This window comes from Streptomyces bugieae (assembly GCF_036352915.1).
Lineage (GTDB): Bacteria > Actinomycetota > Actinomycetes > Streptomycetales > Streptomycetaceae > Streptomyces > Streptomyces endophytica.
In genome coordinates, this window is the sequence record NZ_JAZBJP010000062.1 from 1 (window position 1) to 25,698 (window position 25,698).

A 25,698-nucleotide genomic window follows, 5' to 3' on the forward strand; every position below is an offset into this window, starting at 1 on the left:
CTCCGGCGCCCTGTTGGAGCGGGCTCGGCCGCTTCGCTTTCGCTTTTCGGCCTTTCCGACTCTATCAGATCTTGTTCGTTCCGTTGACCGGTCCGAATTCGTTTCCGATTCCCCGTCGGAGGGGGTTAGCCTTTTGGCTTTTCCGACTTTATCAGAAGCGTTTCGGGCGAATTGAATCGGCCGGGGCTTCCGGTAAGTAGTCGGTTGCGCTTCGTCGAATTCTGGATTCTGGGCGAAGCGGAGAAGAGACTAACTGTCGCTGATGAACTTGTCCAGTTCGTTGCAACCGTTCGAATCTACCTCCCCCGACGGCTCGTGTCAACGGGTGTCGGGGCGAAGAGGAGATTAGCAGGTCAGCGGGGCTCTGCGCACATCACGCGGCGGTGGGGAGGGTGGCGTCGCGATCGGAGGGGTCGAGGTCTCCTGTGGCGCCGGCGCGTACCGCGCGGCCGCCCAGCACCTGCACGTAGAGCAGGAACGCCAGCTCGGTGGCGGTGCCGATGCCGATGCGGGCCCAGGTGGGCAGGCCGGAGGGGGTGACGAAGGCTTCGAGGGCGCCGGAGACGAAGAGGACGGCGGCGAGTCCTATGGCCACGCCGAGGGCCGAGCGGCCTTCCTGGGCCAGGGCGGCGCGGCGGGTCCGAGGACCCGGATCGATGAGAGTCCAGCCGAGGCGGAGGCCGATGCCGGCGGCGATGAAGACGGCGGTCAGCTCCAGGAGGCCGTGCGGAAGGATCAGGCCCAGGAAGGTGTCGAGGCGGCCCGCCGAGGACATCAGGCCGATGCCGACGCCGAGGTTGAGCATGTTCTGGAAGAGGATCCAGAGGACGGGGAGTCCGAGGAAGGCGCCGAGTACCAGGCACATCGCGACGGCCTGGGCGTTGTTCGTCCATACCTGGGCGGCGAAGGCAGTGGCGGGGTGGCTGGAGTAGTACGTCTCGTACTCGCCACCGGGGCGGGTCATGGCGCGGAGGTCGTCGGGGGCGCCGATGGCCGCCTGAACCTCGGGGTGGGCGGCTATCCACCAGCCGAGGAGGGCGGCCACCACGGTGGAGAGGACCGCGGTGGGGATCCACCAGTGGCGCAGGCGGTAGACCGCTGCCGGAAAGGCGGTGGTGAAGAAGCGCGCGGTGTCCCGCCAGGAAGCCTTGCGGGCGCCGGTGACCGTACTGCGGGCGCGGGCCACCAGGGAGGTCAGGCGGGTGGTCAGCGCGGGGTCGGGGGCGCTGGAGAGGAGGAGGGAGAGGTGGGTGGTGGTGCGTTGGTAGAGGGCGACCAGTTCGTCGGCCTCGGCGCCGGTGAGGCGGCGCTTGCGGTGCAGGAGGGCGTCGAGGCGGTCCCATTCGGCGCGGTGTGCCGCGATGAAGACATCGAGGTCCATACGGGGTCGCTCCTCGCAGCGCCGTGGTGGGTGAGTGCGCAGTCAGCTTGGCAGACTGGCCGGGCCCGGCGTGGTGCGGGCGGGGTTTCGGGGAGCGAGAGGGAGTGGGCGCGGCGTGAGTGAGCTCGTCACGGGTGAAGCGGTGGTGCTGGGGCTGCGGCCGGCGAGGCTGCCGAGCCGGGGGCTGGCGATCGCGGTCGATGTGGCCGTGGCCTGGAGCGTGTACATCGCGGTGTCGATGCTGCTGGTCAGCGCGACGTCGTCGATGGACAGCGCGGCGGTGGCTGCCGTGTCGGTGGCGGCGTTCCTGTTGGTGCAGGTCGGGATTCCGATCGTGATCGAGACGCTGAGCCATGGGCGGTCGCTGGGCAAGGTGATCTGCGGGCTGCGGGTCGTACGGGAGGACGGCGGGCCGATCCGGTTCCGGCACGCGCTGGTGCGGGGCGCCATGGGGGCGATCGAGATCGTGCTGACCATGGGGGTGGTGGCGGCGATCGCCTCGCTGGTGTCGGCGCGGGGGCGCCGGGTGGGGGACGTGTTCGCCGGGACGCTGGTGATACGGGAGCGGATGCCGGCGGCCGAGGTGGGGGCTGCGCTGCCGCCGCCTCCTCCGTGGCTGGTGGCGGAGCTCGGGGCGCTGGATCTGTCGCGGGTGCCGGACGCGTGGTGGCTGACCCTCCGGCAGTACCTGGCGCGGATGGGGCAGCTGGACGCGCAGGTCGGGGCGGCGATGGCGGGGCGGCTGGCGGAGGATCTCCGGCGGTTCACCGGGGTGCCGGTGCCGGCGGGGGTGCATCCGGCGGCGTACCTGGCGGCGGTGGCCGGGGAGCGGCAGGGGCGGGAGTCGCGGCGGGCGTTCGGGGCGGCGTCGGCGAGTCATGGGGTCTACGCCCCGCCGTTCGAGCCTTCGGGAGCTCCGGCAGGGGCTGCGCCGGGGGCTTCTTGGTCGTCGCCCTCGCTGCCGTCTTCGCCGCCGTCTTCCGGTCCCGCTCCTTCTTCGGGTCCCTCGGCGGGGCCCGTTTCTCCCGGTCCCTCGGCGTCCGTGGCTTCCGGGCCGGCTGTCCCGTCGGAGTCGCGGCCGCCGCGTACGGGGTTCGCGCCGCCTAGGTGAGGGCGGGGCGGCGGCCGGCTCAGGTGAAGGTGGACGGCGGGGAGTCGAGGGATTCGAGTTCGATGCCGGGGGCGGAGAGGACCACGTCGCCGGTGAGGTGAACGGTGTGCTGTTCGCCGGTCTCCAGGTCGTTGACCTGGTACTCGTCCGCGATGAGCGGGGCGTTGTCAGTGGCGTGTGGTGTGCTGTTGAGCAGGGCCCAGGACTGATCGAGGGTGCGGGGGGCGAGGACGGGGGGTGTGAAGGCGACGAGGCGGGCGCGGACGGCGCCGGCGCCGAGGGTCGGGCGCAGCAGCCGGGCAGTGGCGATGAGGAAGGCGGGGGACGCGCCGGTGAAGGCGTGGGCGCGGGCATTGCCTTCGGTGGCGTGGGTGCCGGTGGGGTCGGTGCGTACCCAGGTGACGCCGTCCAGGGCGGCGCCGCGGACCTGCCAGGCGGAGGCGTGGAGTTCGAGCCGGATGGGGCGGCCGAGGTCGTCGAGGGTGAGGTCGACGGAGCCGATGTGGTCGCCGGAAGGGGCGGTGATCTGGGAGACGTAGCGCCAGCCGGAGGGGCCGGTGGCGCAGTGGAAGTGTTCTTCACCGAGGGGGGTGTGATCGTGCGGATCGTGGAGGGAGTAGCGGCCGCGGGGCATGAGGGGTGCAGTCCTTCGAGCGGCGACGGTTCGGTGCGCGTCGGGGGCGGTGCGGGCCGGTACGGGCCAGGCCCCCGCCGTGAATGGCGAGGGCCTGGTCAACCGGCTGCTGGAGCGTGGTGCTCGGTATCAGTAGCGGTAGTGGTCGGGCTTGTACGGGCCCTCGACGGAGACGCCGATGTAGGCGGCCTGGTCCGGGCGGAGCTCGGTGAGCTTGACGCCCAAGGCGTCGAGGTGGAGACGGGCGACCTTCTCGTCCAGGTGCTTGGGCAGGACGTAGACGTCGGTCGGGTACTCCTCCGGCTTGGTGAACAGCTCGATCTGGGCCAGCGTCTGGTCCGCGAAGGAGTTGGACATCACGAAGGACGGGTGACCGGTGGCGTTGCCCAGGTTCAGCAGGCGGCCCTCGGACAGCACGATCAGGACCTTGCCGTCGGGGTGGGTCCAGGTGTGGACCTGCGGCTTGACCTCTTCCTTGACGATGCCGGGGAGCTTCGCCAGGCCGGCCATGTCGATCTCGTTGTCGAAGTGGCCGATGTTGCCGACGATCGCCTGGTGCTTCATCCGCGCCATGTCGGACGCCAGGATGATGTCCTTGTTGCCGGTCGTGGTGACGAAGATGTCGGCGGTCTCGACGACCTCGTCGAGGGTGGTGACCTGGTAGCCGTCCATGGCGGCCTGCAGGGCGCAGATCGGGTCGATCTCGGTGATGATGACGCGGGCGCCCTGGCCGCGCAGGGACTCGGCGCAGCCCTTGCCGACGTCGCCGTAGCCGCAGACGACGGCGGTCTTGCCGCCGATCAGGACGTCGGTGGCGCGGTTGATGCCGTCGATGAGGGAGTGCCGGCAGCCGTACTTGTTGTCGAACTTCGACTTGGTGACGGCGTCGTTCACGTTGATCGCGGGGAAGAGGAGCTCGCCGTCGCGCTGCATCTCGTAGAGACGGTGCACGCCGGTGGTGGTCTCCTCGGTGACACCGCGGATCTCCGAGGCCAGCTTGGTCCACTTCTGCGGGTTCTCGGCGAGGGTGCGGGTGAGCAGCTCCAGGATGGCGCGGTGCTCGTCGCTCTCGGCGGTCTCGACGGCGGGGACCTTGCCGGCCTTCTCGTACTCGACGCCCTTGTGGACGAGGAGGGTGGCGTCGCCGCCGTCGTCGAGGATCATGTTCGGGCCGCCGGTGGGCGAGTTCGGCCAGGTCAGCGCCTGCTCCGTGCACCACCAGTACTCGTCGAGGGTTTCGCCCTTCCAGGCGAAGACCGGGACGCCCTGGGGGTTGTCCGGGGTGCCGTTGGGGCCGACGGCGATGGCCGCGGCGGCGTGGTCCTGGGTGGAGAAGATGTTGCAGGACGCCCAGCGGACCTCGGCGCCGAGGGCGACCAGGGTCTCGATCAGGACGGCGGTCTGCACGGTCATGTGCAGCGAGCCGGTGACACGGGCGCCGGCCAGCGGCTGCGCGGCGGCGTACTCCTTGCGGATCGCCATCAGACCGGGCATCTCGTGCTCGGCGAGGGTGATCTCCTTGCGGCCGAAGGCGGCGAGGGACAGGTCGGCGACCTTGAAGTCCTGGCCGGTGGCTGCTGTCGTCATGCGGGCTGCTCCTCGAAGCGTCGCGTGGTTTCGGGCTGGGCAGTCTGCGGCGCGGGCTGGGGTTCGCCAGCGGTAGCTGACGGAAGGAGCGTACGCAGAGGCCGACTCGCCTCTCCGGACACACCTGTCCCCTGGCCGCAGCGCAGTCCGTCGGAGGCCCTCTCTCCCTCGGCCGGTCCGCGGGGCGGGCCGACCGACCGCCATCAGCAGCGACGTCTGGCACTGGTCACGAATCTACACCGATCGGCCCAGTGAACCCCAGCCCGGAGGGGGCCGGGAGGGCCGGTTCCGTGCGGTCCCGGCCAGGACGGGGGCGGCCGACCGGCGGATGGTGCGGGTGCTGCAGATGGGCGGCGTGGGGCGGGACGACACAGGTCGCGGGGCGAATCCCGGCGGTACGGGGCACCGGAGGCGGAGGGCTTGCGAGGGGGCCAAGTGGCCTGTGCGCAAAGGCTCGCGAAGGGTGCGGAACGGTCTGCGCGACGGCGCGCGAGGGGGGACGGAAGGTGTGGCGGGAGGGCTTTGCGGAGGCGGGGTCGTCATGCAGGATGCCTGGAGCGCCAGAGCCAGAACGTCTGCACGACCGCGCATGTTCGTGAGGAGAACCACGTGACCACGAGTCCAGCTGATCCCCCCGAGGGCGCGGGGACCGGCGGGCAGGGGCTGAAGCTGCTCGCAGTGACGGCCTGCCCGACCGGGATCGCCCACACGTATATGGCCGCCGAGAAACTGACCCGGGCGGCCCGGTCGCTCGGCCATCAGATCAAGGTGGAGACCCAGGGTTCCATCGGGGCTGAGAACGTACTGTCTGACAACGATGTCAGAGACGCGGACGGGATCATCATCGCGGCGGACAAGGACGTCGACCGCGGCCGGTTCGCCGGCAAGAGGGTGCTGGCGGTCGGGGTCGCCGAGGGCATCCACCACCCCGAGCAGCTGATCGAGCGGGTGCGGAGCGCGCCGGTGTACGGGGGTGGGGACGGCGGTGGCGCCGGCACCGGCGACCGTGCGGCGGCCGGGGCGGCGACGGCGTCCGGGAGCGGCGGCAAGGAACGCAGCGTCGCGTACAAGGCGCTGATGAACGGGGTCAGCTACATGATCCCGTTCGTGGTGGTCGGCGGGCTGCTGATCGCGATATCGCTCGCGCTGGGCGGGCATCCGCAGGCGGACGGCGGTCTGGTGATCCCGGACGGCTCGTTCTGGAAGCACGTCAATGACGTCGGGGTCATCGGCTTCACGCTGATGGTGCCGATCCTGTCCGGCTACATCGGCTACGCGATCGGCGACCGGCCGGCGCTGGTGCCGGGCATGATCGGCGGCTGGATCGCCAATACGGGCGCGCTGTACGACTCCAAGGCGGGCGCGGGTTTCATAGGCGCGATCGTCACCGGGTTCCTGGCCGGCTATCTGGTGCAGTGGATCAAGAAGGTCAGGGTCCCGAAGTTCGTGCAGCCGATCATGCCGATCATCGTGATCCCGATCGTGGCGACCACGGCGCTCGGGCTGTTCTTCATCTACGTGATCGGCAAGCCGGTCGCCTGGGTGTTCACGCACCTCACGGGGTGGCTCGGCGGGATGACCGGGTCGAGCGCGATCCTGCTCGGCGCGATCCTCGGACTGATGATCGCGTTCGACATGGGTGGTCCGGTCAACAAGACCGCGTTCCTGTTCGGCGCGGGGCTGATCGCGTCCGGTAACCAGACGGTGATGGGGATGTGTGCCGCGGCGATTCCGGTCATGCCGTTGGGGCAGGGGCTGGCCGCGCTGGTCCGGCGTCGGCTGTACTCCCAGCAGGAGCGCGAGACGGGCATGGCGGCGCTGTTCATGGGGCTCTTCGGGATTTCGGAGGGCGCGATTCCGTTCGCCGCGGCCCGGCCCGCCCAGGTCATTCCGGCGAACATGCTCGGTGGCGCGGTGGCCGGTGCGGTCGCGGGGATGACCGGGGTGACGGACGCGGTGCCGCACGGCGGGCCGATCGTGGCGGTGCTGGGGGCGGTCGGCGGGGTGCCGGCGTTCTTCCTCGCCGTGGTGATCGGGGCGGTGGTCACGGCTCTGACGACGGTGACGCTGGTGGATCTTTCGGAGCGGCGGAAGGGCCGGGCGGCTGTCGCAGCGGGCCCTGTGTCAGATGTTGTGGACGAGGTGGCTGTGGTGGGCGAGACGGCCGTGATGGCGGGGGCGGTCGCGGCGGCCGAGCCGGTCGCGGCGGCCGGGGCAGTTGCGGTCGGCGGGGCGGTCACGGCCGGTGGGGCGGTCACGGCCGGTGGGGCGGTCACGGCCGGTGGGGCGGTCACGGCCGGTGGGGCGGTCACGGCCGGTGGGGCGGTCACGGCTGGCAGGGCGGGGGTGGCTTCTGCGGCTGGGGCTGGAGTGGCTGCTGAGAATGCTGGGGGACGTGCTGGGGCCGCGGAGTCGGCTGCGACGGCTGTTGAGGCTCCCGAGTCGGCTGCCGGCGTCCCGGGTGACGTCCCCGCTGAGGTGCTCTCGGGGTATCTCACCGCGGAAACCGTCAAGACGGAGCTCGCCGCCGACGACAAGGAAGCGGCGATCCGCGAGATGGCGGACCTGGTGGCGGGCACCGGCCGGGTGACGGACGTGGCCGAACTGGTGCGGGTGGCACTGGCGCGGGAGGCGCAGGGCACCACCGGGCTCGGCGAGGAGATCGCCATTCCGCACGCCAAGACGGACGCGGTGAGCGCGCCGGTCGTCGGGTTCGCGCGGTCCGCGGAGGGAATCGACTGGGGTTCGCTGGACGGCACGCCGGCCCGGCTGGTCTTTCTGATCGCGGTGCCGGAGGCGGCGGCCGGGGACGAGCATCTGCGGATCCTGGCACTGCTGTCGCGGAAGCTGATGGACGCGGGCTTCCGGGCGCGGCTGCAGGAGGCGGTGGACACGGAGGCGCTGCTGGGCGTTCTCGGGGAGATCCGGTAGGGACCGGGAGATCCAGTAGATCCAGTAGATCCAGTAAGGGCCGGGAGATCCAGTAAGGGATCCGGAGGGCGGGGGTGGGGAGGACCCGTAGGGCGGGGGCGAACGGATCCCGTAGGGGGTGCGAGAGCCCCCTCGGGGCCCTCAACGCGGCAGCGGCGGGGCGGTATTCCCTGCTTCCGCTGGGGAGCTAGTCCCGGTCTCCGAGGTTGTGCCGGCGTCCGGAGGGGACCCGGTAGGGCGGCGGAAGATCCCGTAAGGCGGGGGCGAACGGATCCCGTAGGGGGTGCGAGGGCCCCCTCGGGGCCGTCAACGCGGCGGCGGCGGGGCGGTATTCCCGCAGGGAGGGCAGATGGGCGGGCCCCCGCGCTCCACTTCAGCGGAGTGCGGGGCCCGCCCATGATCAGGTACCGGGCAGCGCCTGCGGGTCAGTGGCCGCCCGGGGTCTTGGCCGGGTCGGGGCCCTTGGCGGCGGTCGTCTCGTCGTAGATGTCCGGTTCGAGGTAGATGACGCGGGCGATCGGGACGGCCTCGCGGATGCGGGCCTCGGCGGCGTTGATGGCGTCGGCGATCTGGGTCGCGGTGTCGTCGTGCTGGACCGCGATCTTGGCGGCGACGAGCAGTTCCTCGGGGCCGAGGTGGAGCGTGCGCATGTGGATGACGCGGGTGACGACGTCACCGTCGGCGACCGCGGCGCGGATCTTGGCGACCTGCTCGGGACCGGCCGCCTCGCCGAGCAGCAGCGACTTGGTCTCCGCGGCCAGGACGAGCGCGATCAGCACCAGCAGCGTGCCGATGCACATGGTGCCGATGCCGTCCCAGATGCCGTTGCCGGTGAGGAGGGTGAGGCCGACGCCGCCCAGGGCGAGGACCAGGCCGACCAGGGCGCCGAAGTCCTCCAGCAGCACGACCGGCAGCTCGGGGGCCTTGGCGCGGCGTACGAACTGGGTCCAGGTCTGCTTGCCGCGCAGCTCGTTGGACTCCTTGATGGCCGTGCGGAACGAGAAGCCCTCGGCGATCACGGCGAAGACCAGGACGCCGATCGGCCAGTACCAGCTCTCCAGCGGGTGCGGGTCGTGGATCTTCTCGTAGCCCTCGTAGAGGGCGAAGACGCCACCGATGGTGAACAGGACGATGGAGACCAGGAAGCCGTAGATGTAGCGCTCGCGGCCGTAGCCGAAGGGGTGTTCCTCGGTGGCCGCGCGCTGGGCCTTCTTCCCGCCGAGCAGCAGCAGGCCCTGGTTGCCGGAGTCCGCGATGGAGTGCACGCCTTCGGCCAGCATCGAGGACGAGCCGCTGAAGGCGAAGGCCACGAACTTCGCTGCGGCGATCGCCAGGTTGGCGCCCAGCGCCGCAACGATCGCCTTTGTCCCGCCTGATGCGCTCATGAGTGCCGCATGTCCCTTCCGTCGACGGGGCTCGCCGCTTTACCGCCCCTTTAATGCTGTGCGGCGGTCATTGTTGCAGCCCGGCGTCCGGCGGATGCGGGGAGGCCACCTGGCGGACGGACTTCCGTGCGGCCCCCGGACGGACTCCCGTGCGGTCCCCGGGCGGACTCCCGTGCGGTCCCCGGGCGGACTCCCCGTGCGGTCGCGGTCGCGCTGCGCCACCATCGAGGCCCGCCACCAGGGACGCGCCCCGGCCTACGCCACCACCGTCGCCCGGAAGAGCGTGCCCTCCCCGCTGAGCGTGATCCGCTCGCCGGCCGGTACGAAGGCGGACTCGCCCGGAGCCAGGGCCAGTTCGGCCGGTCCCTCCGCCGGTCCGTCCGCCGGTCCGCCGGCCAACTGGCCGTCCCGGTCGGCGTGGAGGCGGACCGTGCCCGCCGTGCACAGCAGGATCTGCGGGGTCGCGGAGGCGAGCGGGTGCGGGGCGGCGCCGGGGGCGAGGACGAAGCGGGAGAGCCGGAACTCGTCGACGGGGGTGTCGTAGACCTCCTCGCCGCCGATGTCCTCGGGGCGGAGGACGCCCGCGTCGCTGGCTTCGAAGCGGACCACCCGCAGGAGTTCGGGGACGTCGACGTGCTTGGGGGTCAGCCCGCAGCGCAGCACGTTGTCGGAGTTGGCCATCAGCTCGACGCCGAGGCCGCTGAGGTAGGCGTGCGGGATGCCGGCGCCGAGGAAGAGGGCCTCGCCGGGCTGGAGCCGGACGTGGTTGAGGAGCATGGCGGCGAGCACGCCGGGGTCGCCGGGGTAGTGGTGGGCGAGGCCGGCATAGGCGGCGTAGGCGTCGGCGTGCGGCCCGCCCTTGGCGGCGAGTTGGCCGGCGGCGACGGCGGTGCGCTCGACGGTGTCGGAGATGGCGTGGTGCTCGGCGCTGAGGACGGCGGTGAGGACCTCGCGCAGTGCGTCCGCCTCGGGGCTGGCGCGCAGGATGTCGACGTACGGCGTGAGGTCGTCGACGCCGAGGTCTTCGAGGAGGTCGGCGGTCTGTGCGGGGTGCCGGAAGCCGCACAGGCCCTCGAAGGGGGTGAGGGCGCAGATCAGCTCGGGCTTGTGGTTGGCGTCCTTGTAGTTGCGGTGCGGGGCGTCGAGCGGCACGCCGCGCCGCTCCTCGTCGGCGAAGCCCTCGCGGGCCTGGGCCAGGTCGGGGTGGACCTGGAGGGAGAGCGGTGAGCCGGCGGCGAGCAGCTTGAGCAGGAAGGGCAGCCGGGGGCCGAAGGCGCGGACCGCGCCGGGGCCGAGTTCGGCCTCGGGGTCGGCGTCGATGATCTCGGCGAGGGAGCGGGGGCCGGTGCCGCGGTCGAGGCGGGAGGGGGCGCCGGGGTGGGCGCCCATCCACATCTCGGCCTGGGGCTCGCCGGTGGGTGCGGTACCGAGGAGCTCCGGGATGGCGGTGGTGGAGCCCCAGGCGTAGGGGCGCACGGTGTTGGCGAGGCGGTCCATGGGTGCTGCTTCCTGAGGTCGTACGGGGCGGCGGCGGGCGCGCGGGGTGCGGCTCGCGGGCCCACGGGTGCGGGCCGGCCGGCCCGGGCGTGCGGGCCGGCCGTCAAAGATCACTCGGTGCCGGCGAGCGCCAGGTAAACGGCACCGAAATCCGCGATGGCGAGTAGTTCCGCGGCCATCTCCAGTTCGCTGCCGGGGTCGGGCTGGAGCTCGGTGAGGGCGGCATCCCGTTCCTCGGCGAGGGCCCTGGCGGCGCGGGTGGCGGACAGTGCGTCGGGCTCCTGGTCCCGCAGCAGGACGACCCGGGCGTGCAGGGTGGTCGTGGTGGGCTGTTCGACGCGGTCGCGGAAGAAGTCGTCCGCGTCGGTGCCGGGGGCCAGGGCGCCGGCGAGCAGGGTGCGGTGGGTGGTGAGCGCCTCGGGGAGTTCGGCGGCGAGGGCGGGGCGGCCGGCGAGTCCGGCGAGTTCGGTGGCGAAGTGCCGGCCGACGGCGTGCGCGACGGTGCCCTCGGTCCAGATGAGCGGGAGCGCGTCGGCGAGGTGGGCGGCGAGGACCTTGCCGGGGTTGGAGTACGTGGGGATGGCCGGGCCGCAGCGTTCGGCGAGGTGGTCGAGGCGGTCGGCGAGTTTGCCGAGGGCGTCCTGCGGGGCGCTGATCAGGCCGATCCGGTCGGCGAGCGAGAGCATCGGGATGAGGACGGACCAGAGGGTGCCGGGGGCCGCCGGCGGGGCGCCCTCGACGTCGAACTCGGTGTCGTAGGCGGTGGTGGCGAGCGGGACGGCGAGGCCGCGGGCCTGGATGACGGCGTCGGCGAGCGGGCCGCCGGCGGGGGTGACGGCGACGACGGCGCAGCCGCGGCGGTAGGCCTGTTCGACGAGTTCGGCGAGGCCCGGGTCGGAGGCGTCCGGGCCGGCGAGAAGCAGCAGGTCGAGCGGGCCGGCCCAGCCGGGCAGCGTCCAGCGCAGTGCGCCGGGCATCGGGGCGACGCCGGTGGGCTGGATGAGGCTGACCGGGCAGCTGCCGCCGCTGAGGGCGCGCAACAGGTCGGCGACGCCGGCCGCGGCGGGGCCGGGGCCGGCGACGAGGACGGAGCGCGGCCGTCCGTCGGGGGTCAGCTCGGGGATGCCGGATTCGGCGGCGCTGCGGGCGGCGGTGCGGGCCCGGGCGCCGGCTTCGGCGACGCCGCGCAGCAGGCCGAAGCGGTCGGCGCCGGCCAGCGCGTCGGGGGTGTCGAGGAGGGACTCGTCGAGCATGGTGGGCGCGGCCTCCGATCGCCGGTGCGGGCGGGTTGTGCCGGGCGGTGCCGGACCCGCGGGCCCGGCGGGCCCGGGTCAGGCGGGGCGGCGTGCCTCGTCGACGAGGAGTACGGGGATGCCGTCCCGGACGGGGTACGCGAGGCCGCAGTCGCCGGAGGTGCAGATCAGCTCGGCCGGGTCGGTGCCGGTCCGGTCCTCCAGGGGGGCGTGGCACGCCGGGCAGGCGAGGATCTGGATCAAGCTGGCTTCGACCGGCATGGGCGCTGCTCCTTCGGGTGGTTGCGGCGTGGCCAGCGTACCGCCGGTGGGGCGGGCGCGGCCTGCTCGGCGGGGTGTGGCGGGACGGGCGGGGCGGGTGCCCCGCCCGTGGGAGGGGTCAGCCGCGGATGATCGCCAGGGCCTCGTCGCGGACCCGGGCGACGGTGTCGGCGTCGCGGGCCTCGGCGTTCAGGCGCAGCAGCGGCTCGGTGTTGGAGGGCCGGACGTTGAACCACCAGTCGTCGGCGGTGACGGTCAGGCCGTCCAGTTCGTCGAGGGTGATGCCCTCGCGGCCCTGGTAGGCGGCCTTGATCGCGGCGAGCCGGCCGGCCTGGTCGTCGACGGTGCTGTTGATCTCGCCGGAGGCGGCGTAGCGGTCGTACTCGGCGACCAGCTGGGACAGCGGGCGGTCCTGGCCGCCGAGGGCGGCGAGGACGTGCAGGGCGGCGAGCATGCCGGTGTCGGCGTTCCAGAAGTCGCGGAAGTAGTAGTGCGCGGAGTGCTCGCCGCCGAAGACGGCGCCGGTCTTGGCCATCTCCTCCTTGATGAACGAGTGCCCGACGCGGGTGCGGACCGGGGCGCCGCCGTTCTCCCGGACGACCTCGGGGACGGACCAGGAGGTGATGCAGTTGTGGATGACGGTGGAGCCGGGGTGCTTGGCCAGCTCGCGGGCGGCGACCAGGGCGGTGATCGCGGACGGGGAGACCGGGTCGCCGTTCTCGTCGACGACGAAGCAGCGGTCGGCGTCGCCGTCGAAGGCGATGCCGAGGTCGGCGCCGGTCTCGCGGACCCGGGCCTGGAGGTCGACGATGTTCTTCGGGTCGAGCGGGTTGGCCTCGTGGTTGGGGAAGGAGCCGTCCAACTCGAAGTACAGGGCGTCGAGTTCGAGCGGCAGGCCGGCGAAGACGGTGGGGACGGTGTGGCCGCCCATGCCGTTGCCGGCGTCCACGACGACCTTCAGGGGGCGGATCGCGCTGAGGTCGACCAGGCTGCGCAGGTGGGTGCCGTAGTCGGCGAGCACATCGCGTTCGCCGACTGTGCCGGGGGTGGCGGCCGGCTCGGGGGCGCCCTCGTCGGACCAGCGCTCGACCAGGGCGCGGATGTCGGCGAGGCCGGTGTCCTGGCCGACCGGGGCGGCGCCGGCCCGGCACATCTTGATGCCGTTGTACTGGGCGGGGTTGTGCGAGGCGGTGAACATGGCGCCGGGCAGGCCGAGGGAGCCGCTGGCGAAGTACAGCTCGTCGGTGGAGCACAGGCCGATCAGGGTGACGTCGGCGCCGCGGGCCGCGGCACCGCGCGCGAAGGCCCCGGCCAGGCCCGGCGAGGAGGGCCGCATGTCATGTCCGATCACGATCGCGTCCGCGCCGGTGACCTCGACGAAGGCCGCGCCGAACAGCTCGGAGAGCGGTTCGTCCCACTGGGTGGGGACGACACCGCGGACGTCGTATGCCTTGACGATGTGCGACAGGTCGGTCACGGGCCGGTCCTCCTGGGGTGTGTTCGGGACCTCCCAACCTATCCGCTTTGCCGTTCCGCCCACGTACCTGGCTGTCCCGCCGCGGTGGTTTCTCGCCGTTGCGCCTGCGGCGGGCCAGGTGGTTGTCGGGTGCGGTGACGGGCCTCCGGGGCCGCTTGTGTGGACTGCTGACGCTTTACGTCCACACAACCGGCCCCTCCGGCCCGTCCCCTCCCGTGAGAGGGGAAGAAAACGATGGTGGGGGTGCAGGTAATGCCCACCTGCGCGCAGGCAACAGACCAGGCCCGCCCCCAACCAGCTCTTACCTCCCACTCACGGGAGGGGCTGAACCGGAGGACGAAGTCTGGAGGGCCGGCACCGCACCCAAAACACAAACGCCCGCCGCCAGGCGCAACGGCGACCAAGCCCCGCGGCGGGACGGCCAACTACGTGCGGGGCGCCGCAAAGCGCAACGGCGAGGTGACCCGCGGCGCAGCAGACAGGTACGTAGGAGGCAAAAGCCAAGCGCAGCGGACGGGTGGGGCTATGACTCCGGGGACCGGAGTACGCGGAGGTGGCCGCGGCGGGCCACCTCCATGGGGGCGCGGTCGCCGGGTGGGGCATCCGCGCCGGCCGCGCGTTCGCGTTCCTGGGGGCGGGCGGCCTCGCGGACCGCGTTCGCCAGGGCTTCGAGGTCGTCGCCGCTGGGGCGGGCCGGGCCGGAGTCGATGGCGAGGCGGACGACCTCCCAGCCGCGGGGCGCGGTCAGCCGCTCGGAGTGCTCGGCGCACAGGTCGTAGCAGTGCGGTTCGGCGTAGGTGGCGAGCGGTCCGAGCACGGCGGTCGAGTCCGCATAGACGTACGTCAGCGTTGCGACGGCGGGGCGGCCGCACGCAGTGCGCGAACAGCGACGTACAGGGCTCACGACGTTGGACGGTACCGCACTCTTGAGCGGGCCGCGACGACTCTCCCCCGGCTCACCCAACCGTGTCGTCCCGCTTCGTCCGATGCGTCTGACCTGCACCCGCTCGGCCCGTCCTGGGGCGGGTGGGGCGGGACGGTCGGTGCGCGGGAGGGAATACCCTCATGAGTTAGTGCATTTCCGGCCATTCGGCGGGAGTTCCGCGATCTGATGTGGGGAGGGAAACGAAACCGATTCGGACCGGTCCGGTCAGCCTGCGACATGCCGCGTCTTGTGGCGGTCTGCGGATTCCGGCGGTCCGTGACGGCTACGCTCGATGCTGATGGACAGGCCCGTACCTCCCCGACCGGCGGAGCCGCGGCTCCGCCGCCGCGACCGTCACGGCCGCGGCATGCGCGGCCCGATCGCGCCGCCTCAGGTGCCGCTGTCGGTGACCCGCGCGGACGCCTTCGTGGACCTCGTCTACGACTCGCGGGACCGGCTGGAGCGGCGCTGGCCGCAGCTGGCCCAGGTCGACTTCCTCGTGGTCGAGGTGCCCGGCTTCGGGCCGGACGGCGGGGAGGGGCCGGTCGACGAGGAGAGCGTGCCGCTGGGGCGGGTGCTGCCGGCGGCGGGCGGACATCGCGACCGGATCGTGATCTACCGGCGGCCGGTGGAGATCCGTACGAAGAGCCGGGACGAGCGGGCGCTGCTGGTGCACGAGGTGGTCGTCGAGCAGGTCGCCGATCTGCTGGGGCTGGCTCCGGAGTCGGTGGACCCGCGCTACGGGCAGGAGTGAGGCCGTAGCGCGGGGCCCGCGCGTCAGTCGGTGAGCAGGGAGAGGTCCTGGCCGGCGGTGGGGACCACCACCGAGCCGCGGTCGTCGGGCAGCGGCTGGACGGTGAAGGCGGGCACGCCGCCCTGGGGGCGGGCGAGCATCCGGGCCGCGTAGACGGGGCCGCTGCCGGACTCGGGCTCCACGGTGAGGGCGTAGCTGCCCTTGAGGCCCTGGGGGCGGGGCGGGTCGATGTCGAGGGTGGTGCCGCCCTTGACCGTGTACGTCTTGGTGACCGGGGTGCCGCCGTCGCTGCCCGCGGAGGCGGTGACCTTCACCTTGGCGTCCTTGCCCTTCTCGGGGGCGACCAGCGACAGGGTGCTGCCCTTGGCCCCGTTGTCGGCGGCGGTGGCCCGCTTCTCCACCGGGCGGGTGGCGGGGATGAAGGCCATCTCCTGGTTGCCGCCCTTGCCGCGGGTGACCCGCAGCGCCGCCGAGACGGGGGCCTTCGCGCCGGGGTCGGTGGGGGTGAGCACCAGGGAGCCGGCCTCGCCCTTGGTGACGTCCTTGAGGTCCACCGCGGTGGTCATGCCGCTCTTGAGGTGCAGCGTCTCCAGGCCGGCCGGGGTGATCAGGCCGGTGGGGGTGGCGAGTTGCACCTTCAGGTCGGCGTCGGCCTCGCCGGGGGCGAGGGCGACCAGCCGGACGGAGGTGGCGTCCTTGGGGATGCCGGGGAGGACCGCGCTCGGGGCCGGGTCGGCGGCGGGCGGCAGCCAGTCGCTGCCGAGCTTGCTGTCGGTGGCCTGGACGGCGGCGCCGACCCGGCCCTCGCGGGCGAGGACGTGCAGGGTGGCGTTGGTGGCGGGGCGGGTGGTGAGGGTGGAGAGCAGGACGGGGACGGTGGTGTGCGGGGGGACGGTGATGTCCTCGCCGGCCGAGCCGCCCAACGAGCCGTCCTTGCCGTGGAGTTCGAGGTCGACGACGGCGGGCGTGTTGTCGGGGTTGGTGAGGTGGACGTAGTCCTGACGGTCGGTGGCGGTGCTGACGCCGGGGAACCAGAACGTGGTGTCGGGGGTGGGGCAGCTCAGCCCGAGCAGACCGCGGCCGGCGCCGGCCGCGACGGTGGTGGTCTGCTGGACGGTCCAGCCGGGGGCGAGGGTGCCGTCGGCCGCGCCGACGAGCGCGGGGGCGTCGGCCCGGTCGGTGGACGTGGTGACCGGCTTGCCGGCCTGCCGGAGGGGGACGACGGGCTTGGTGTCGGTGGGCGGTACGGCGGTCCGGCCGGTGTCCGCGGTCTTGGATGTGCCGCCCTTCTTCTTGCCGTCCTTCTTGCCGTCGCCGGCGCCGGCGGCCTTCACGGTCCCGGCGGGCAGCAGCTTCGCGGTGCCCTTCTTGGTGTCGGCGCCGGCCGCGGCGCCCTGGGGGGCGAAGGCGGTGTAGGTGGTCTCGCCGACCTCCGAGGAGGTGGGCGGGGGGCAGAGCAGCGCGGAGCGCTGGACGGGCAGCCGGGTGGCGCCGCCGGGGGTTTTCGGGGCGCCGCCGGGGGCCGCGACGGCGGCGATGCCGGTGACCGCGGCCAGCGCGGCGGCCGCGCCGATCAGGGACGTCATGGTGCGCTTCACTGCTGGTCGCTCCCGTCACGGCGCGGCTCGGGGTAGGAGCCGGGGGGCCCGGAGTACCCCGGGTACACGGTGCCGTCGTCGTAGGGCTGTTGCTGGGGCTGCGGCGTGCCGTCCGGGTACGGCTGCTGGGCGTAGCCGTACGGGTCGTAGGCGCCGGCCTGGTAGGGGTCGCCGGGGTAGGTGCCGGTGGGCTGGTACGGGTCCGCCTGCGGGTACTGGTCGCCGTACTGCGTGCCCTGGTACGGGTCGTAGGGCTGCTGCTCGGCCGCGTGCTGGCCGGGGGCGGCCGGCCAGTCCTCGTAGGAGGGCTGCTGCGGTACGGCCGCGTACGGGTCGGCGGTCGCGGCGGGGTCCTGGGGGGCCGCCGGGTCGGCGGCCGGGGCGGGCGGCTCCTCGCCGGTGCGGGCGGCCGGGATGCCGGCGCCGGCCGGGTCGGGGGTGCCGGCGGCTTCGGCCTCGGCCTCGGCCTGGGCGCGCAGCCGGCGGGCCCGGCGGCCGTCGCCGGTGGCCGCGGCGGCCTGCGCGGCGGCGGTGTCCTCGGGCAGGTCGTCGTCGATCTCGCGGCGGCGGCCGGGCAGGGCGAGGACGACCAGGACGACGGCGAGCAGGCCCTGGGCCCACAGCCAGAGGGTGTGGCCGAGCGGGTTCTCGTGGGTGAGGTCGAGCCGGCCGCCGTTGGAGGGCAGGGTGAAGCCCTGGGCCCAGCCGTCGACGGTGACGGGCTTGAGCGGGGTGCCGTCGAGGGTGGCCTGCCAGCCCTCGTCGGCGGCGTCGGCGAGGCGCAGCACCCGGCCGGCGGGTCCGGCGGGCAGCTTGGTGTGCGCCTCGACGGGCCCGGCGGCGACGGCCGTGGGCGCGGCGGCCTCGCCGGCGGTGGTGCCGTCCTGGGCCTGGGGCGGGACGATCGAGACCCGGGAGACCCGGCGGTCGACGCGCCACAGGGCGCTGCCGTCCTCCTGGCTGAGCCGGGTCAGGCCCGGGGTGGCGTCCAGGACGCGGCCCATCTCGCGCGGGGCGCCGCTTTTGACCAGGACGTAGCGGACCGCGTAGCCGCCGAGCTGGTTGGTCTGGTCGGCGCCGGAGCCGGCGACGAGGTGGGCGACGATGCCGCCGAACCGCTTGTCCTCGCCGGCCTCGGCGGCCAGGTCGGCGTCGCCGAGGCGGGCGCCGGAGCCGCGGACGAGGGTGTAGGAGACGTGGCCGGGGGTGCCGTCGAGGACGAGGGTGCGGGGCCGGTCGGCGCTGCCGGACTCCTCGGCGACGAACGCCGGGACCTGCTCGGGGCCGCGCCGTTGGAGCGGGCCGGCCGCGCCGCTGATCATCCAGCTGACCGCGGCGTAGAGCGGGGCGAGCACGGACGCCAGCGCGATCAGCACGGCGACCGGCTGCTTCCAGCCGAAGCCGAGGCTGGCCATGCGGGTGCGGATGCCCTCGGCGCCGAGGGCGGCGGCACAGAGCAGGGCCAGGCCGTAGACGAGGACGGCGGGGCCGGTCCAGCCGGAGCCGTTGCCGAGCGCGGCGAAGAGCAGGCCGGTGAGGGCGACGGCCCAGGCGGTGCGGATGGCGAGCTGGCGGGCGTCGCGCAGGGTCGCGGCGAGCGCGGCGAGCACGATGCCGAGGAGCAGCAGCCCGCCGGTGGCCTTGGGGCCGCCGGGGCTGAGCCCGATGAGGTCGAGGACGGAGGCGGAGCCGGTGCCGTAGTCGAGGCCGGCTTCCTGGAAGAAGCGGGACGGGTGGGTCAGCAGGGACAGCGACCAGGGGGCGAGCACGACGAGCGGGGCGAGGACCACGGCCAGGAACCGCAGCCCGTAGGCGACGATCTGGTCCCGGCTGCCATCGAGGAGGCGCAGCACCAGCAGGCCGACGCCGAGGAGTACGGCCATCGGCCAGACCACGGGGGTGAAGGCCGCGGTGAAGGTGATCAGCAGGGCGTACGCCCAGGTGGCGCGCCAGCTGGGGCGGGTGCCGAGGGGGAGCCGGAGTCCGCTCGCGGCGATCGCGGCGCGCGCCATGAGGGGCAGCACGATCGCGAGGACGGCGGTGCCGAGCCGGCCGCCGGCCAGTGCGCCGGCCGCGGCGGGCAGGAAGGCGTAGGCGATGCTGCCCCAGGCCCGCAGCAGCCGGGAGGCGACCAGCGGGCGGGAGGCGAAGTAGGCGGTGAGGCCGGCCAGCGGGACGGAGCACACCAGCAGCAGGGTCAGCGTGAAGCCGGTGGAGCCGAGGAAGACGCTGGAGACCAGGGCGACGACGGCCAGGTAGGGCGGTGCGGCGGCGCCGTCGCCGGTGCCGACCGCGTGCCAGCTGTCGAGGTACGCCGACCACAGGTCGGAGACGCTGCCGGGGGCGGGCAGCAGTGCGCCGCCGCTGAGGGCGCCGGAGCCGAGCAGTTCGCGGCAGGCGATCAGCGAGACGACCAGCAGGACGAGGAAGAGGACCGGGGCCGGTTTGCGGGCGATCCGCTTGAGCCGGGCGAACTGCTCGATCTCCAGGAAGTCGGCGTCGTCGCCGCCGGGCCCGGATTCGACGGCGCCGTGCCGGCCGGCCGAGGCCACGTCGGGGGCGGCCCGGCCGGCGAGGTTGCCGGCGATCTGCTCGACGGTGGCCCGGACGGTCGCGCCGGGCGGCGGGAAGAGCGGCCGCAGCTCGCTCGCCTCCACCGCGGGGCGGCCTCTGCGTTTGCGGGCGGCGAGGATCTTGCCGGGCCGCAGCAGGGTGCCGAAGAGGCCGGCGAGTTCGTCGAGTGCCTGGCCGGGAACCTTGCCGACGAGGTAGGCGATGACCCGCAGCAGGGTGCCGAGCAGCAGCCGCAGCAGGACGTACGGGAGGAGGGCGCCGCGGGTGTTGGTGAGCAGGGTGTAGACGGCGCCGGCCTTGTCGACGCGGTGCGGGTTGGCGACGGAGCGGCCGACGCAGTCGATGGGGCGGCGTTCGCGGGCGGCGGCCTCGGCGTGCCGGAGGACCGCGTCCGGGGCGACGAGGACCTGGTGGCCGGCGGCCTGGGCGCGCCAGCACAGGTCGACGTCGTCGCGCATCAGGGGCAGCCGGCGGTCGAAGCCGCCCAACTCCTCGTAGACGTCGCGGCGGATGAGCATGCCGGCGGTGGAGACCGACAGCACCGGGCGTACCTGGTCGTGCTGGCCCTGGTCCTGTTCGCGGCGGTCCAGGCCGGTCCAACGGCGGCCGCTGCGGGCGATGCTGACGCCGGCTTCGAGCAGCTGGCGGCGGTCGTACCAGCTGCGCAGCTTGGGGCCGACGATGACGGCCGAGGGGCTGGCGTCGGCGACCCGCAGCAGTTCGGCGAGGGCGTCCGGCTCGGGCGCGCAGTCGTCGTGCAGCAGCCACAGCCACTGGACCGGTTCGCCGTGCGGCAGTTCCGGCATGTCGTAGGCCTCGTCGCGCCAGGTGCGGCTGACCGGGTCCCAGCCGCTGGGGCGGCGCAGGTACGGCAGGTCGTCCGGACCGAGCACGGGGGCGGTGCGGACCGCCTCGTCGACGGCGGTGCCGAATCCGGAGCGGCGGGCGAGGTGCAGTACGCGTTCGTCGCCGAGGGATTCGCCGAGCAGCTGCGCGGAGTGGTCCGCGCTGCCGGTGTCGGCGCCGATGGCGTTCTGCACCGGGCGTTCCTGGCCGAGGAGGCCGGTGAGCGCGTCGGGCAGCCAGCGGGCGCCGTCGTGGGAGACGATCACGGCGGTGACGACGTGCCGCGGGAACTCTGGCGTGGCGGCTGCATATGAGGCGGCCTGCGCCGCCGACTGGCTGTGCACGGACATCGAGGTACGGGCCCTCCGGACCCGGGAGTTCGAAGGCCCGTGGCGAAGTCGCTTTCAGGCCCCGCCCCCGGAAGACACTGCGACGGACTACGAGGCGACGCGCGCGCCCCGGTGGGCGGCGGCGCATCTCGGACGGGGCCCCACACTAATGGTTCGTGCCGGTGCCCCGACCGGGCCCGTACACAGCAGTCCGCCTCCGGCGCCCGGTGCGCTGGAGGCGGAGTGTTCGCTATAGGGGGATATGGGGAGTTGGGGCGGTGCGGCGGCGGGGTCCGAAAGACCGCGCGCCCTGGGCAGGGGTGGCTGACTCGTCACGGTCAGACGGCGGCCTTCTTGAGCCGGCGCCGCTCGCGCTCCGACAGACCGCCCCAGATACCGAAGCGCTCGTCGTTGGCGAGGGCGTATTCGAGGCACTCGGACCGGACTTCACAGGCGAGACAGACCTTTTTCGCCTCGCGGGTGGAGCCACCCTTCTCCGGGAAGAAGGACTCGGGGTCGGTCTGGGCGCACAGTGCGCGCTCCTGCCAGCCGAGCTCCTCGTCCGCCTCCTCGACCAGCAATTCCTGGAACAGCTCGGTCATGTGCGCCCCTCGTCTGTCTTTACGTCCCCGTGATCAAGCCGTGATCGATTTCGGCTGAACGACACGAGTGAAATTACAAGTGTGGTGATCCGGGCCAGTCAAGCCGAGATCTGCTATTGAGCCTCTTATTCACTCGGCGGAACCAAGCGGATGCGGAAAGTGTTCAAATCAGTAAAAACCAGGACACTTCCCCGGGCGTACCCCCCGGCACGTCCGCAGTCATCCATGGAGACGTGATCAGGCGGCATTCGCGTTGCACCCCGCGCGCCGAAGCGGGGAAGATCACAGACGGATCACGGGACCGCAACGGCGTTTGGAGCAGCGGTTGCCGGTCGATGTCTCCGCGTCCAGGACTGCACAAACCTTTCTCCGGCCGGAGTAACCGGATGCAGTGAAAGATTCGCGGCAAACCAGACATCCGGTTGACATCGCGCCGGGAACCCGGTCTCCTTGACCCCATGCCAGTGACTGCCGCGCCCCGACTGACCCGTGCCTACGGGTCGCTCTGCGCTGCGCAGGCTCGCTGTCGCTGTTCCAGCTGTTGATGCCACTGAGCTCCGGCTTCTCCGCTCGCACCACCCCGCAGCGCCCCGCATTTCCCGCCCGCGCCGCGCACCCCACAGGGACCGCCCGCGCCGGCCGCACCCTCCCCCGGCCACGGCCGGGAGGTCCCCCCAGCTCTTCCGCCGAGGAATCCGAAACCGATGAACAGCGACGTCCAGATCGCCGGCGACCCGCTCGCCATCCCCCACCTCCTGCCGCCCGTCCCCGCGCACCCGGACACCGTCGCCGGCTTCGTCGGGCTCGCCCGCGCCATCGCCGCGGACCGCGCCGCCTGGGCCCCGCTCGTCCGCTACGACGCCACCACGCGCTGGTACCACCGGCTGCGCACCGGGCCCGGCTACGAAGTGTGGCTACTGAGCTGGCTCCCCGGCCAGGGCAGCGGACGGCACGACCACGGGCGGTCCTCCGGCGTACTGACCGTCCTGGAAGGCGAGTTGACCGAACACGGTCCCGCCGGACCGCGTGCCCTCGCCGCCGGCACCCAGAAGGTCTTCGCCCCCGGCTACGTCCACGAGGTCGTCAACGACTCCCTGACGCCCGCGGTCAGCCTGCACGTCTACTTCCCCGGTCTGACCGAAATGCCCATGCACGACACGCCCCACTGCTCCACGGCGGCCCGGGAGACCACCCCGTCCTGAGCCCCGGCCCGCAGGCTCCTCCCCGGCTGACACACTGGCTCCATGCGAATCGTGGTTCTGGCCGGCGGTATCGGCGGCGCCCGCTTTCTGCGGGGACTGAAGGCAGCGGCTCCGGACGCGGACATCACCGTCATCGGCAACACCGGTGACGACATCCACCTGTTCGGCCTGAAGGTGTGTCCCGACCTCGACACCGTGATGTACACGCTCGGTGGCGGCATCAACGAGGAGCAGGGCTGGGGCCGCGCCGACGAGACCTTCCGGGTCAAGGAGGAACTGGCCGCCTACGGCGTCGGCCCCGAGTGGTTCGGCCTCGGCGACCGGGACTTCGCCACCCACATCGTGCGGACCCAGATGCTGGCCGCCGGCTTCCCGCTCAGCGCCGTCACCGAAGCGCTGTGTGCGCGGTGGCAGCCCGGCGTGCGGCTGCTGCCGATGTCCGACGACCGGATCGAGACCCACGTCGCCATCGAGGAGGACGGCGAGCAGCGGGCCGTGCACTTCCAGGAGTACTGGGTGCGGCTGCGCGCCTCCGTGGACGCGCGGGCCGTGGTCCCCGTGGGTGCCGAGCAGGCCAAGCCCGCGCCCGGGGTCCTGGAGGCCCTCGGGGACGCCGACGTGATCCTCTTCCCGCCGTCCAACCCCGTCGTCAGCGTCGGCACCATCCTCGCCGTGCCCGGGATCCGCGAGGCGATCGCGGACGCCGGGGTGCCGGTGATCGGGCTCTCGCCGATCGTCGGGGACGCGCCGGTGCGCGGCATGGCGGACAAGGTGCTGGCGGCGGTCGGCGTGGAGTCCACTGCGGCGGCGGTCGCCCGGCACTACGGTTCGGGGCTGCTGGACGGCTGGCTGGTCGACTCCGTCGACGCCGGCGCGGTGGCCGAGGTCGAGGCGGCCGGGATCCGCTGCCGGGCCGTACCGCTGATGATGACCGACCTGGACGCCACGGCCGCGATGGCGCGCGAGGCGCTGACGCTGGCCGAGGAGGTCCGGGCGTGACCGGCGACGCCGATGTGCCGGCGTACCGGGTCTGGGCGCTGCCGGGGATCGGCGAGGTGCGGCCCGGCGACGACCTGGTGAAGCTGATCGCGGCCGCGGCGACCGCCGACGGCACGCCCCAACTCGCCGACGGCGACGTGCTGTTGGTGACGTCGAAGATCGTCAGCAAGGCCGAGGGGCGGATCGTCGAGGCCACCGACCGGGAGGCGGCGATCGACCGGGAGACCGTGCGGCTGGTCGCCCGCCGCGGCGCGCTGCGGATCGTCGAGAACCGGCAGGGCCTGGTGATGGCCGCGGCCGGCGTCGACGCCTCCAACACCCCCGCGGGCACGGTGCTGTTGCTGCCGAAGGACCCGGACGCCTCGGCGCGCGCCCTGCGGGCCGGGCTGCGCACCGAACTCGGCGTGGACGTCGGCGTCGTCATCAGCGACACCTCCGGGCGGCCCTGGCGCAGCGGTCTGACCGACGTCGCCATCGGGGCGGCCGGGGTGCGGGTGCTGGACGATCTGCGCGGCGGCACGGACGCGTACGGCAATCCGCTCAGCGCGACCGTGGTGGCCACCGCCGACGAACTCGCCGCGGCGGGCGACCTGGTGAAGGGCAAGGCGGCCGGGCTGCCGGTCGCGGTGGTGCGCGGGCTGGGGCACGTCGTCGAGGAGACCGGTGACGGGGCGCGGGCGATGCTGCGCGGCGCCGCGGACGACATGTTCCGGCTGGGCACCTCCGAGGCCGTACGCGAGGCGGTGACGCTGCGGCGTACGGTGCGGGCCTTCACGGACGACCCGGTGGACCCGGGGGCGGTGCGGCGCGCGGTGGCCGCGGCGGTCACCGCACCGGCGCCGCACCACACCACGCCCTGGCGGTTCGTCCTGCTGGAGTCGGCCGAGGCGCGGGAGCGGCTGCTGGACGCGATGCGGGACGCCTGGATCGCGGATCTGCGCGGCGACGGCAAGTCGGAGGAGTCCATCGCCAAACGGGTGCGGCGCGGCGACGTGCTGCGCAACGCGCCGTATCTGGCGGTGCCGTGCATGGTGCTGGACGGCGCGCACACCTATCCGGACGCGCGGCGCAACGCGGCGGAGCGGGAGATGTTCGTCGTCGCCCACGGGGCGGGGATCCAGAACTTCCTGGTGGCGCTGGCGGGCGAGCGGCTGGGGTCCGCCTGGATCTCCTCGACGATGTTCTGCCGGGACGTCGTACGGGAGGTCCTGGGACTGCCCGGCGACTGGGAGCCGATGGGGGCGGTGGCCATCGGCCGTCCGGCCGAGGCACCGCGGGCACGGGCGGCACGGAGCGCGGACGACTTCGTGGTCGTGCGCTGAGGCGGCCCCCCCGGGCCGGACCCCGCCGGGCTCAGAGGCGGGCGATGTCGCCGACCGGGAATCGGGGGGCGCGCCGCGGCGGGGTGATCCCGGAGAGCAGGATCAGCCGGGCGGCGCGGTGCCGCTGCCCGGCGTACGGCGCGAGGAGTTCGAGCATCTCCGCGTCGGTCGTGCCGCGGCGGCCGGTGAGGGCGTAGCCGATGATCTTCGGGAGGTGCAGATCGCCGACCGTGATCGCGTCCGGGGCGCCCAGGGCGCGCTGGAGCGTCTCGGCGGCCGTCCACGGGCCGATGCCGGGGATCGCCGTCAGCCGGCGGGTGGCGTCGGACAGATCCATCCGCGCGGCCTCCTCCATCCGGCGGGCCACCCGTACGGCGCGCAGGATCGCGGTGGAGCGCTTGGCGTCCACGCCGGCGCGGTGCCACTCCCAGGACGGGATCAGCGCCCAGCCGCGCGGATCGGGCATCACCCGCAGCCGCTCCCAGGGGCCGGGCGCGGGCTCGCCGTGCCGCTGGAGCAGCAGGCGCCAGGCGCGGTACGCCTCGTCGCTGGTGACCTTCTGCTCCAGGATCGAGGGGATCAGCGATTCCAGGACCAGGCCGGTGCGGGCGAGCCGGACGCCGGGGTGGCGGCGGCGCGCCTCATGGACGATGCGGTGCCGGGCGGTCAGCTGCGCCGGGTCGTCGTCCTCCCCCAGCAGCTGCGGCAGCCGGTCCAGCAGCCACTCGGCGCCGGGGCCCCAGGCTTCGGCCACCACCTCGCCGTCGGCCGGGCGGGCCGCGACGCACAGCGTGCCGGGTCCCTGGGGCGTACGGCAGGCGCGCCAGATCTCCCCGCCGCGCACCGCGAACGCCGGATCGCCCGGGCCGCGCTGCAGCACCCCCAGGGTGCGGTGCAGGTCGTACGGGCCGGGCGGGACCCAGGTGCGGGCGGGCATGCGGCCAGAGTAGGCGATGGGGGTGACAGCGGGCGGGGGTGCGGGGGCGCCGGGGCGGGGGCGCGGGACGCCGGGGGTGGGGGTGCGGGACGC

The 25,698-nt window shown here is 73.4% G+C and carries 19 protein-coding genes; 6 read left to right on the top strand and 13 right to left on the bottom strand.

Annotated features, from left to right (window positions below):
* Positions 1-373: 373 nt before the first annotated feature.
* Positions 374-1,381 carry a stage II sporulation protein M gene (locus V2J85_RS39265; RefSeq protein ID WP_330824248.1) on the bottom strand — a complete coding sequence of 336 codons (1,008 nt, stop codon included), beginning with the start codon at positions 1,379-1,381 and terminating at the stop codon, positions 374-376.
* A gap of 115 nt (positions 1,382-1,496) precedes the next feature.
* On the opposite strand from V2J85_RS39265, the gene V2J85_RS39270 reads away from it, so the two are divergent.
* A complete protein-coding gene (locus tag V2J85_RS39270) occupies positions 1,497-2,492 on the top strand; it encodes an RDD family protein (protein ID WP_330824249.1) in 996 nt (331 codons plus the stop codon).
* 19 nt (positions 2,493-2,511) lie between these two features.
* Here the strand turns inward: V2J85_RS39270 and V2J85_RS39275 are convergent, their stop codons facing one another.
* On the bottom strand, positions 2,512-3,126 hold the full coding sequence (locus V2J85_RS39275; RefSeq protein WP_261951132.1) for a hypothetical protein: 615 nt from the start codon (positions 3,124-3,126) through the stop codon (positions 2,512-2,514).
* Between the two features lie 129 nt (positions 3,127-3,255).
* Complete coding sequence (ahcY, locus tag V2J85_RS39280) at positions 3,256-4,713, bottom strand: adenosylhomocysteinase (RefSeq protein WP_330824250.1); 1,458 nt, start codon at positions 4,711-4,713, stop codon at positions 3,256-3,258.
* 678 nt (positions 4,714-5,391) lie between these two features.
* Between ahcY and V2J85_RS39285 the strand changes: the two genes are divergently transcribed.
* Positions 5,392-7,644 (top strand): fructose-specific PTS transporter subunit EIIC, encoded by a 2,253-nt coding sequence (locus V2J85_RS39285; protein ID WP_419836880.1) that lies wholly within the window; start codon positions 5,392-5,394, stop codon positions 7,642-7,644.
* Positions 7,645-8,069: 425 nt separating this feature from the next.
* Here the strand turns inward: V2J85_RS39285 and V2J85_RS39290 are convergent, their stop codons facing one another.
* From V2J85_RS39290 to V2J85_RS39315, 6 genes are all read right to left on the bottom strand, one after another.
* Positions 8,070-9,029: a cation diffusion facilitator family transporter gene (locus V2J85_RS39290; protein WP_261951129.1), complete on the bottom strand. Its 960-nt coding sequence runs from the start codon at positions 9,027-9,029 to the stop codon at positions 8,070-8,072.
* Positions 9,030-9,284: 255 nt separating this feature from the next.
* Complete coding sequence (gene manA / locus V2J85_RS39295; RefSeq protein ID WP_330824252.1) at positions 9,285-10,526, bottom strand: mannose-6-phosphate isomerase, class I; 1,242 nt, start codon at positions 10,524-10,526, stop codon at positions 9,285-9,287.
* A 110-nt stretch (positions 10,527-10,636) separates the two neighbouring features.
* Positions 10,637-11,779 (bottom strand): SIS domain-containing protein, encoded by a 1,143-nt coding sequence (locus V2J85_RS39300; RefSeq protein WP_330824253.1) that lies wholly within the window; start codon positions 11,777-11,779, stop codon positions 10,637-10,639.
* 78 nt (positions 11,780-11,857) lie between these two features.
* Positions 11,858-12,040: a Trm112 family protein gene (locus V2J85_RS39305; RefSeq protein WP_261951126.1), complete on the bottom strand. Its 183-nt coding sequence runs from the start codon at positions 12,038-12,040 to the stop codon at positions 11,858-11,860.
* Between the two features lie 118 nt (positions 12,041-12,158).
* Positions 12,159-13,517: a phosphomannomutase/phosphoglucomutase gene (locus V2J85_RS39310; RefSeq protein ID WP_330824254.1), complete on the bottom strand. Its 1,359-nt coding sequence runs from the start codon at positions 13,515-13,517 to the stop codon at positions 12,159-12,161.
* Positions 13,518-14,040: 523 nt separating this feature from the next.
* Positions 14,041-14,481 carry a DUF3499 domain-containing protein gene (locus V2J85_RS39315; protein ID WP_261951124.1) on the bottom strand — a complete coding sequence of 147 codons (441 nt, stop codon included), beginning with the start codon at positions 14,479-14,481 and terminating at the stop codon, positions 14,041-14,043.
* Positions 14,482-14,740: 259 nt separating this feature from the next.
* Between V2J85_RS39315 and V2J85_RS39320 the strand changes: the two genes are divergently transcribed.
* The gene (locus V2J85_RS39320; protein ID WP_030416046.1) at positions 14,741-15,196 is read left to right on the top strand and encodes a metallopeptidase family protein; all 456 of its coding nucleotides are present in this window, start codon (positions 14,741-14,743) and stop codon (positions 15,194-15,196) included.
* 23 nt (positions 15,197-15,219) lie between these two features.
* Here the strand turns inward: V2J85_RS39320 and V2J85_RS39325 are convergent, their stop codons facing one another.
* The 3 genes from V2J85_RS39325 to V2J85_RS39335 form a co-directional block, all read right to left on the bottom strand.
* Positions 15,220-16,794, bottom strand: coding sequence for a DUF5719 family protein (locus tag V2J85_RS39325; RefSeq protein WP_330824255.1), 1,575 nt, complete (start codon positions 16,792-16,794; stop codon positions 15,220-15,222).
* Positions 16,791-20,564: a glycosyltransferase gene (locus tag V2J85_RS39330; protein ID WP_261951122.1), complete on the bottom strand. Its 3,774-nt coding sequence runs from the start codon at positions 20,562-20,564 to the stop codon at positions 16,791-16,793. The genes V2J85_RS39325 and V2J85_RS39330 overlap by 4 nt, the downstream gene beginning before the upstream one ends.
* 317 nt (positions 20,565-20,881) lie before the next feature.
* Entirely contained in the window at positions 20,882-21,145 is a 264-nt protein-coding gene (locus V2J85_RS39335; protein ID WP_003983763.1) for a WhiB family transcriptional regulator, read from the bottom strand.
* A gap of 704 nt (positions 21,146-21,849) precedes the next feature.
* Here V2J85_RS39335 and V2J85_RS39340 point away from each other — a divergent pair.
* The 3 genes from V2J85_RS39340 to V2J85_RS39350 are packed head-to-tail and all read left to right on the top strand — an operon-like array spanning position 21,850 to position 24,668.
* The gene (locus tag V2J85_RS39340) at positions 21,850-22,347 is read left to right on the top strand and encodes a cysteine dioxygenase (RefSeq protein WP_261951121.1); all 498 of its coding nucleotides are present in this window, start codon (positions 21,850-21,852) and stop codon (positions 22,345-22,347) included.
* A gap of 42 nt (positions 22,348-22,389) precedes the next feature.
* Positions 22,390-23,346 carry a 2-phospho-L-lactate transferase gene (gene cofD, locus V2J85_RS39345; protein WP_330824269.1) on the top strand — a complete coding sequence of 319 codons (957 nt, stop codon included), beginning with the start codon at positions 22,390-22,392 and terminating at the stop codon, positions 23,344-23,346.
* The gene (locus tag V2J85_RS39350; protein WP_261951119.1) at positions 23,343-24,668 is read left to right on the top strand and encodes a coenzyme F420-0:L-glutamate ligase; all 1,326 of its coding nucleotides are present in this window, start codon (positions 23,343-23,345) and stop codon (positions 24,666-24,668) included. The genes cofD and V2J85_RS39350 overlap by 4 nt, the downstream gene beginning before the upstream one ends.
* A gap of 31 nt (positions 24,669-24,699) precedes the next feature.
* On the opposite strand, the gene V2J85_RS39355 is transcribed toward V2J85_RS39350, so the two are convergent.
* On the bottom strand, positions 24,700-25,605 hold the full coding sequence (locus V2J85_RS39355; RefSeq protein WP_330824270.1) for a DNA-3-methyladenine glycosylase family protein: 906 nt from the start codon (positions 25,603-25,605) through the stop codon (positions 24,700-24,702).
* Positions 25,606-25,698 lie beyond the last annotated feature (93 nt).

Excerpts from the sequence above, each read along its gene's own strand:
- V2J85_RS39265 (WP_330824248.1), bottom strand. The coding sequence starts at position 1,381 with ATGGACCTCGATGTCTTCATCGCGGCACACCGCGCCGAATGGGACCGC.
- V2J85_RS39275 (WP_261951132.1), bottom strand. The coding sequence starts at position 3,126 with ATGCCCCGCGGCCGCTACTCCCTCCACGATCCGCACGATCACACCCCC.
- ahcY (WP_330824250.1), bottom strand. The coding sequence starts at position 4,713 with ATGACGACAGCAGCCACCGGCCAGGACTTCAAGGTCGCCGACCTGTCC.
- V2J85_RS39290 (WP_261951129.1), bottom strand. The coding sequence starts at position 9,029 with ATGAGCGCATCAGGCGGGACAAAGGCGATCGTTGCGGCGCTGGGCGCC.
- manA (WP_330824252.1), bottom strand. The coding sequence starts at position 10,526 with ATGGACCGCCTCGCCAACACCGTGCGCCCCTACGCCTGGGGCTCCACC.
- V2J85_RS39300 (WP_330824253.1), bottom strand. The coding sequence starts at position 11,779 with ATGCTCGACGAGTCCCTCCTCGACACCCCCGACGCGCTGGCCGGCGCC.
- V2J85_RS39305 (WP_261951126.1), bottom strand. The coding sequence starts at position 12,040 with ATGCCGGTCGAAGCCAGCTTGATCCAGATCCTCGCCTGCCCGGCGTGC.
- V2J85_RS39320 (WP_030416046.1), top strand. The coding sequence starts at position 14,741 with ATGGACAGGCCCGTACCTCCCCGACCGGCGGAGCCGCGGCTCCGCCGC.
- V2J85_RS39330 (WP_261951122.1), bottom strand. The coding sequence starts at position 20,564 with ATGTCCGTGCACAGCCAGTCGGCGGCGCAGGCCGCCTCATATGCAGCC.
- V2J85_RS39335 (WP_003983763.1), bottom strand. The coding sequence starts at position 21,145 with ATGACCGAGCTGTTCCAGGAATTGCTGGTCGAGGAGGCGGACGAGGAG.
- V2J85_RS39340 (WP_261951121.1), top strand. The coding sequence starts at position 21,850 with ATGAACAGCGACGTCCAGATCGCCGGCGACCCGCTCGCCATCCCCCAC.
- cofD (WP_330824269.1), top strand. The coding sequence starts at position 22,390 with ATGCGAATCGTGGTTCTGGCCGGCGGTATCGGCGGCGCCCGCTTTCTG.
- V2J85_RS39355 (WP_330824270.1), bottom strand. The coding sequence starts at position 25,605 with ATGCCCGCCCGCACCTGGGTCCCGCCCGGCCCGTACGACCTGCACCGC.